Annotated in this window: 6 protein-coding genes; 2 read left to right on the top strand and 4 right to left on the bottom strand. The window is 66.0% G+C overall.

Annotated elements, in window-relative coordinates; genetic code table 11:
* Positions 1-34 precede the first annotated feature (34 nt).
* The 3 genes from H7J89_RS04030 to H7J89_RS04040 all read right to left on the bottom strand — a co-directional run bounded on the left by H7J89_RS04030 (position 35) and on the right by H7J89_RS04040 (position 4094).
* Positions 35-1285: an Rv1490 family membrane protein gene (locus H7J89_RS04030; RefSeq protein WP_264036707.1), complete on the bottom strand. Its 1251-nt coding sequence runs from the start codon at positions 1283-1285 to the stop codon at positions 35-37.
* The gene (locus H7J89_RS04035; protein ID WP_264036709.1) at positions 1285-2631 is read right to left on the bottom strand and encodes a condensation domain-containing protein; all 1347 of its coding nucleotides are present in this window, start codon (positions 2629-2631) and stop codon (positions 1285-1287) included. Before H7J89_RS04035 ends, H7J89_RS04030 begins: the two co-directional genes overlap by 1 nt.
* 71 nt (positions 2632-2702) lie before the next feature.
* Entirely contained in the window at positions 2703-4094 is a 1392-nt protein-coding gene (locus H7J89_RS04040; protein WP_264036711.1) for a condensation domain-containing protein, read from the bottom strand.
* A 909-nt stretch (positions 4095-5003) separates the two neighbouring features.
* On the opposite strand from H7J89_RS04040, the gene H7J89_RS04045 reads away from it, so the two are divergent.
* Both H7J89_RS04045 and H7J89_RS04050 read left to right on the top strand, forming a co-directional pair.
* Positions 5004-5750: a maleylpyruvate isomerase family mycothiol-dependent enzyme gene (locus tag H7J89_RS04045; RefSeq protein ID WP_264036712.1), complete on the top strand. Its 747-nt coding sequence runs from the start codon at positions 5004-5006 to the stop codon at positions 5748-5750.
* Positions 5751-5837: 87 nt separating this feature from the next.
* Positions 5838-6455, top strand: a complete 618-nt coding sequence (locus tag H7J89_RS04050) for a TetR/AcrR family transcriptional regulator (RefSeq protein ID WP_264036714.1) — start codon at positions 5838-5840, stop codon at positions 6453-6455.
* Between the two features lie 2 nt (positions 6456-6457).
* Here H7J89_RS04050 and H7J89_RS04055 read toward each other — a convergent pair whose 3' ends face one another.
* The gene (locus H7J89_RS04055; RefSeq protein ID WP_264036716.1) at positions 6458-8107 is read right to left on the bottom strand and encodes a (2,3-dihydroxybenzoyl)adenylate synthase; all 1650 of its coding nucleotides are present in this window, start codon (positions 8105-8107) and stop codon (positions 6458-6460) included.
* Positions 8108-8164 lie beyond the last annotated feature (57 nt).

The following is an 8164-nucleotide window of genomic DNA, read 5'->3' on the forward strand; positions in this document are numbered from 1 at the left end:
TGCGGTGGCTCGGTTGCGGTTGGCCGTGGAGCGGTCAGAACATCCGCGGCCCGCCGAAGCCGGGGACCGTGCCCACCGGGATCAGCGCGAGCGCGATCGCAAGAAAAATGAACAGCCGCAACGTTTTCGGAGTCGGCTCCTGCCCGATCTCCGGCCTGCGCGACGCGAAGAGGGCGAACACCACTCCGATGTCGAACGCCACGATCGTCAGCCAGCGGGTCCAGTCGTAGCCGGTAAGGAAGACCGGGGAGATCAACACCGACCCGGCGACGATCCAGACCACCCGGCCCCGCAGCGCGTCGAGGAACGCACCCAGCGGCACGCCCGACACATTGCTGAGTCCCCACATCGTCGCCACCACGGCGGCGGCACCGAACACCAGGGACACGGCGAGGCCGACTATGCCGATGTGGCCGACGGTCCGGATGGCATCCGTGATTGTGTTGTCGTAATTCGGCGTCACGTTTCGGCACACCCAGTCATGGTAGTCGGTTTGCCGCGATTGCCCGTCAATGACGTAGCGCAGCAACGTGGTTGGTGACGTGACCGTCGCAAACGGGTTGGGCATCAAGCGGCGGGGGACCGACGCGCACAGTTGAGCGGCGACGTCGTGACGACCGAATGCCGCGACCACGGCCGTCGTGCAGGCGCCTGGCGTCACGGCGAGGAGCGCGCCGAGGCCCCGGGCGTCTGTCAGCGCACCGCCCAGGACGACGATCGCCAGCAGGGCGCCCAATGCGAACTGCAGCCCGACCGCCTCGTGCATGAGCGTCAACGCCGCAATCGCAAGGCCGTAGGCCGTGCACAATGCCACCGCGATCGCGCGGGAACGTGCGAGCATCAACGCGCAGGAGAACAGCGCCAGCGCCGCTGCTCCGAACAGATCCGGCCGGGCCGAGTATGCCGCAAACGGAACTCCGAAGGGCAGCAACGGAATCAGCATCGCAACCAACATGCTGCGCTCAGACCGCGGGCGACCGAAGAGCACCACACCCGCGACCGTTGCCAGGCCGCCTAGGTAGCTTGCCGTCGACAGCCACCGCAGAATCAGCGCGGCGGAGAAGTAGTGTCCCGGGGCGAGCCGCACCAATTCGCCTGCGAGACCGCGCCGCACGAAGCCATGCGTGTAGTCGGCCGCGTAGTACGACATCCAGTACACGTCGAGCGGAACGATCTTGATCGCGAACCACAGCACGGCTACCGCCCAGGCCGCAATCGCGGCGGCGACACCCGCGTACATGAGGTGGCGCCGGCTTTGAGTCGCTCTGAGGTCGACGCCCACCATCAGATCTGGCCCTCGTAGACGGTGGTGGCCCCCAGCCGCAGGTCAGCCAGCGCGCTGCACGCGAGCTCACGGGCTTGCGCTGCGGTGTTGCCTGCGCCGTCCTGGCACGCTATGACGTTGAGAAACCGGCTGCCGTTGATCGTTCCAGTGCTGCAGAACAATTGGCCATGGGTCTGCTCGATGCGGCGGCGGGTGATGCCCTGCTCGGCCAGCCGGATGGAGACCTCGGCTGCATCGGCACCATCGATGCGGCCAACGGCGGGATCGAGGCTTCCGAGGTTGGAGCAGCCGACCGGAAGTTGGCCGGTCGACATGGCGACGCCTTCGGCGTGGCGGACGAGCCAGCGTGGTGTGAACGGAACAAGCGGTAATCCCGCGAGCATTTCGTTGGGCTCTTGGGGCAGCGACGTCAGTCGCCTCTTGACATCGGCCCGCACGCGACTCAAGTCGCTGGCCACCGTCGTTCCGTCGACGGAAAGCGTGATCGAAGTCAGGGCGTTGGCCCGGTCGTCGTTGCCGGTGCGATCGCTGACGGGGAGCACGACCGTTACCGAGTTCCCGTCTGGAAGCACCCTGCCGATCCGGTGCGCCAGCCGAGCCGCGAATGCGACGAACAGTGTGTTGCTGCTTCCGTTGAGACTGCGCGCACGGGCGTCCCATGCGGCGGCGTCGGTCTGGATCGTCACCGATGGGAGTGCGGTCTGCTCGTCAGCAATCCCAGAAAGCGGGCCGGGCCGCCGCGCCCCAGCCGCAGACCGGGGGCCGGACGAGGCCGTGAGCACAATCATCAGAGTCGCGATGAGGGCGCGGATGACCATAGGCAGCGAACGCACGGCATCGGTCAGGTCCTCGGAGACGGCGCGCACCCGGCTACGTGAATTCGGCTGTGGGTAGCCGCGATTGCGTCTCTGATTATTGACCGCCTCGGTTACCGCCGTTATCGCCGCGAGCCCATCGACGACGCAGTGTGATGACACCAAGGTGACCGCCGCGCCTCCGTCGTCCAGCGGCAGGACGCCCAGGTGAAACGTCGGGCCGAACTCGGGGTCGACGGGTACCTGTGCCCGTCTTTCGATCCACGTGCCGATCGCCGACCGCGGTTGCCGCGGCTCTAGCGCGATGTCGGGAGAATGGTTGTCGAGTACCCAACGATGACGCCCGAACGGCAGCGGTGAGCGTTCGATGCGCCGTCCGAGGAGACCGGCAGCGAGATTGTCTTTGAAGGTGCGCAACTCGTCGATGTTCACGTCGCGGTCGTACACCCACGTGCATTGCACCGTGCTGCCTTGACCGGTGGCCCGCAGCCGCAGGAAAGCGGCCTGGTCCAGAAGTGCCAGCTTCGTCACTGGCGAGTTAGGAGGTGCATGGGTGGCCCGGCCGCTCACGCCGAGACCTATCGCAGGAGAACACAAATGCATCAGGCATTGTCGTGCAACCCGGCGTCGGACACCCGGGTGAACTCGGCGCGCATGGTCTCGACATAGCGCCGGACCGACGCGCGAGCGATGTCGGTGCCCGGGTAAGCGACCACCAGCTGTGTTCCGTCGTGCATGCGGTTGACCCACATGCACACGGTCTCCGACAGCCGGTTGTCACCCCAGATGCCGGCGCGCAAACCATCGAAGTAGTCGCCGAACGGCAGCTTGCGAATGTCGATGTAGGACAGCATCGGCACCGGTCGGTCCGGAACCTCGAAGTCGCCCGCCGAGCCGGCCGGTGTCTCGAGCAGGTGGTAGTAGGGCACGGCGCCGAGGGCCGCGTTCGCATCGAACGACGCCTGGGCGGCCCTCACCACTTCGTCGAATGACGCACCGGCGGTCGGAATCGCCAGCGGGACGAAACTGGCCAACCAGCCGACCGCGGTGGCATGGGCGGGATCGCGCCGGTTGTCAAAGGGGGTCAGACCGAAATATGTGGCCGCACCGGTCAACCGATGCTCGGCCAGGGCGGCGCAGGCGAACACGCCACCGCTGAAGCGTGCTCCCGCGGCACGGCACGCGGCCTCGAATCGCCGGCCCTGATCGTTGTCGATCAGGTCGAACACGTCGATGGCTCCCGGCGTATCCGCGGCGGCCTCGCCCAGTTCCAGTGGAAACCTCGGCAGCGCACCATTGTTCGCCGAGAGAAAGGCGCGCCAGCGCTGGATTTCGGGCGATTCGTCATCAAGGCTCGCTGTGTAGGCGCGCTGCTTCGCGCTGAATTCACGATGACTGGCCGCGGGCGCCAGCGCGGCCTGCCCGTTCTGCAGCGCGCTGAAGTACGCCGTCTGGATGTCCAGGAAGATCACACCGGCCGACATACCGTCGGCGCGCAGGTGATCGACCGCGATGTAGATGGTGAACCGGTCTTCGCCCTGGACAATTCCGAAGCTGAAGCAGTCCCATTGCAGCGGATCGGGGGTATCGAGGATGAGCTTGCGGATCTGAAGCGGAGCCATTTCTCCGAGATCCGTTGGCACGAGTGTGATGTTCTCCGGGTCGGCAATGACGTATCGGACGAGTTCGTCATTGTCACAGAAGGCAAACCGGTCGTGGTAGGCATCGTGTCGGCGCACGTGGCTATTCAGCGCTTCGGTCATCGCATCGATATCGCAGACGCCCCTGATCTCCCAGGCTCCGATGCACAACCGGGGGATATCGCGGCCGAGGCTGACCTGGCGCCGGTAATAGCGAAGATGCTGTGACTGCTGGTAACTGACCGGAGCTGGGTGATATTGCGCTTCTGCGGCGCGCGCATAAGTGTTCGCGGTGGGATACCACGATACGACGGTGCCCTCGGCTGTCCAGTCGTCAACCGTGCCCAGGAACATGCGCTACCTTTCCTCGTCAGTTGGCGACGCCAGTCGGATGACCATAACGCGCCTGCGCTTGAGTTGCCGTATGACGCTGAGCTTGCCGAGGGAGTTTTATTTCGCGAGGCCGGAAAGTGCCTTTCGCTAGCTGCGTGAAATGTGGCTCAGTGATTTGGCTCACTCTGGCTTGAAATGGCCCCGCGCGTGTCGTCAACCAGGGCGGATAGGCGACTCGCCGACCGTCGCGCGGCGCAAGCATAAACGTCCCCCTCGGGCCTGACAAACGCACGGGGTTGGCAGGACCCGCACGATTGCCATCGTCTTGCCGTGCAAGAGTCAACCGGCACCCGGATTCGTTGGATGCGTCGCGCGATTAACTCCGGACTACTGCTCAAACAAGCCTTTATCTCGACGCCACGGACCCAACGTGTCGAATACTCGCCGGTAGCGAGCGCTATCTCAGCAATGCCATTCGTGCAACTCCCAGGCCCACGAAACGACGCCTCGATCACCATATCCCAGGCCGGGTTACGGCGGAATAGTACCAGCCGAAGAATTTTTCTGCGCGTGATCATCCGGCGTGCGATCGCCTGTCCAGAATGCGAAAGGGGCGCGCGGGGGTCCGCCAGTATTGGCTGACGCCAACGGCTTTCGCCGCAGACGCGGCCGAGTTGCGCGAAATGACCTACTGGTCAGGGAGATTGGCCGAACTCCGGTGGCCGAGAGAGCCTCGCCTCGCCGGATGCGGAAGCCAGGGGACTGAAGCAGCGCCTTCCCAAACGTTGTAATCCGAGCGCCGAGCGTCACGCTGGCGTGACGCTCGGCGTGAAGTCGCGCTGTCGGCCGATAAACGCCGGAGGGCCGCTTGACGTCATACATACAGAGTGTATGTTCATACATACGGTATGTATGAAAGGGGATGGGTCCATGTCTGCCACGCTCGACGCGATAGCGGAGGAACGCGCAACCGTTCTGAAGGTTTGTGCGCGAATGCCTGATTCGATGTGGGCGGAGGACAGCGGGTGTCCGGGCTGGTCGGTCCAGGATCTGGTGTCGCACATGGCGTGTAGCTACTGGTTGGCAGTTGATCCGTCGACGCTGCCCGATCCCGGCGGTCTGCCAGCCGAACGCGCGGCGGACCTGTACGTCGAGTCCCGTCGTTCGATGACCCCGGCGGAGGTCGTGGCCGACTATGAGTCGGTCAGTTCGCGAGGGCTGGAGGTGCTCGCCGCTGTTGAGGGACAAGATATCGAGATACCGATCGGTGACGTCGGAACTTATCCGGCCTCCGTCGTGCCCACGACGTTTGTCTTCGAATCCTTCATCCATCTTCGGTACGACTTGTTTGCCCCGGGTGGGCCGTTGCGGTCAGATCCGCCACCCGTCGACGAGCTACGGCTCGCCCCCACGCTGGACTGGATCGAGGCTGCGCTGCCGCAGCAGAACACCCACCTGCTCAACGATTTACGCGTGGGTGCCGAGATCCGCCTCGACGGGCTGTGCGCCAGGACCCTGCGCCTCGGCGCGCCGGGCGATGTGGCCGCGCGCATCACGTCCGATTCGGAAGCGTTCGTGCGATGGATAACCCAACGCGGTCCCTGGGAAAGCCTCGGCGTTCAGGCCGAGGGCGACCCGTCCGCTATGGAGAGCATCCGTCAGCTCAGAGTGTTCTGAACGACGCTGCCTCCCGCGGTATCGCACCCCGCGACCTTCATGCGGTATGTATGACATGCATACATGGGTGTGAAAGGTGAGGCTCGCATGGCGCAGGATGGTCGCCGCACACAGGCGGAGCGCGCCGCGGATACGCGTGGCGCGTTGATCAGCGCCGCCCGGCCCCTGTTCGCATCGTCGGGATTCGCCGAGGTATCCCTGGAGACGATTGTGCGCGACGCCGGCGTGACGCGCGGCGCGTTGTACCACCACTTCGCCGACAAGACAGAGCTATTCGCGGCGGTGTTCGAGCAAGTGGAGGGCGAGATGGCGGCCCGGATGGGGGAGGCCGTCGCGGCCGCGGGGGAATCCGATCCAGTCGAGATCATGCGGCTGTGCGCGGGCCTGTGGCTGGACGCGTGTGCCGAGCCGGAGGTCCAGCGCATCGTCTTGCTCGAGGCGCTGGCGGTGCTTGGCTGGGAACGCTGGAGCGACATCGGGCACCGATACAACATCGGATTCGTGACGGCGCTGCTTACCGACGCCATCGAGTCCGGCAGTATCCCGCCCCAACCCGTCGAGGCCACGGCCCTGACCGTCATGGGGGCGTTGCGCGAGGCAACGCTCTACATTGCCCGTGCAGACGATCATCGCCAGGCGAGGGCGGATGCCGGCGCGGTGATGGACAGGCTCCTTGAAGCATTACGGGCCAAGCACATCGGCTGACGTCACCCTCGCTGGTCCGAGATCTGGGCGACGATCGCCTTTTTGTCGATCTTGCCGATCGGTGTGGTGGGCATAGTGGTCATCGGCATCAGCGCGTCGGGCCGGGCGTGGGCGGCCACCCCACGCCGGTCGAGGTAGTCGTTCAGGTCCGCTAGCGTCACCGCCGGCCCCGTGAAAACTACCGCCGCGCAAATCTTTTCGCCAAGGTACGGGTCCGGCAATGGCACCGCCGCCGCAGCGAAGATTGACGGGTGGCTGAGCATCTGCTCCTCGAGGTCCGCGGCGGAGATGGTTTCACCGCCTCGACAGATCACGTCCTTGACCCGCCCGGTGACCGTCAGATAGCCATCGTGCCGGAGCCGGACCAGGTCGCCGCTTCGGAAAAAGCCGTCGCGGTCGAAGCAGCGTTGGTTGTCGCGCTCGGCGCGGTAGTAGCCGTTGAGCGTGTACGGGCCTCGCACCAGCAGCTCGCCTTCCTCGCCGGGCGCTACCGGTTCGCCGTCGGCGTCGACGACGCGCAATTCGTCGGCCGCGCACAGCGGGCGGCCCTGGGTATGGTCGGTGAGTTCGGGCGGATCGCCCGGACGCGTGTAGTTCAGCAGCCCCTCCGCCATCCCGAATACCTGCTGCAGTCCCGGGGTCAACGCGGCGCGGATCAGGCGGGCGTCGTCGGCCTCCAGCTTGGCGCCGCCAACTTGCAAGAGCCGCAGTGACTTCGGTGTCACCGGCTCCCACTCGCAGGCTTGAGCCCACAGTTTGGCCAGGGCCGGCACCAGGGCGGTGACCGTGACGCCGTAGCGCTCGATGGTGGCGAATGCGGCCTCCGGGCTGGGGTCGGTGCCGAACACGGTGGTGGCGCCCACGGTCATCGCGCCGAGCAGCCCGGGACAGGCCAGCGGGAAGTTGTGGCCGGCCGAGAGCAACACCAGATAGACGTCGTCGGCCGTGAGCCGGCACACCTGGGCGCTGGCAATCGCGTTGAACACGTAATCGTCGTGGGTGCGGGGGATGAGTTTGGGAGTCCCGGTGGTGCCGCCCGAAATCAGCAGCAGCGCAGGCGATCCCGGATCCCGCGTCGGCGGCGGTGCGGTGGCGGCCCGATCGCAGAGCTGTGCCCACGACGTGAACGGGCCGGGTTCGCCGTCGACGATGACGTGCTCGAGCGTCGGGTGGTCGTGGATGAGTTCGCGCGCCATGGCGCGGTAGTCGAAACCGTTTGCCGCATCGGTGATCACCAATCCGGTGGCTTGGCTGACGCCGGCGAAGTGCCCCAATTCGGCGGCCCGGTGGCCGGGCAGGCACATCACCGGGATAGCGCCCGCGCGCAACAGCCCGAACAGCGCCACCGCGAACTGGCAACCGTTCGGCAGTTGCAGCAGCACCCGGTCGCCCGGCGCGATGCCCAGCCCGTGCAATCCTGTCGCGGCGCGGCCGGCGCGCGCCTCGAGCTGGGCATAGCTCAGGCCCGCACCGTCCGCAGCGTCGAGCACGGCCGTTCGGTCGGGCCAGCGCTGCGCCGCGTCGCTCAGGACGGTGTCGAGCGTGCGTCCCGCCCAGTAGCCGGCCGCCCGATAGGCGGCGACCCGATCGGCGGGGAACGGCACGAACCCTTCGAGAGCCCCGGCCAGGGACGGTGGTGTCTGCGCGGTCATGGGTCCTTAAACCGGGGGGCGTAGTAGCGGCGATCTGTGAGTAAGGATAGGGTAACC

Source organism: Mycobacterium paraffinicum, assembly GCF_025822865.1.
Taxonomy (GTDB): domain Bacteria; phylum Actinomycetota; class Actinomycetes; order Mycobacteriales; family Mycobacteriaceae; genus Mycobacterium; species Mycobacterium paraffinicum.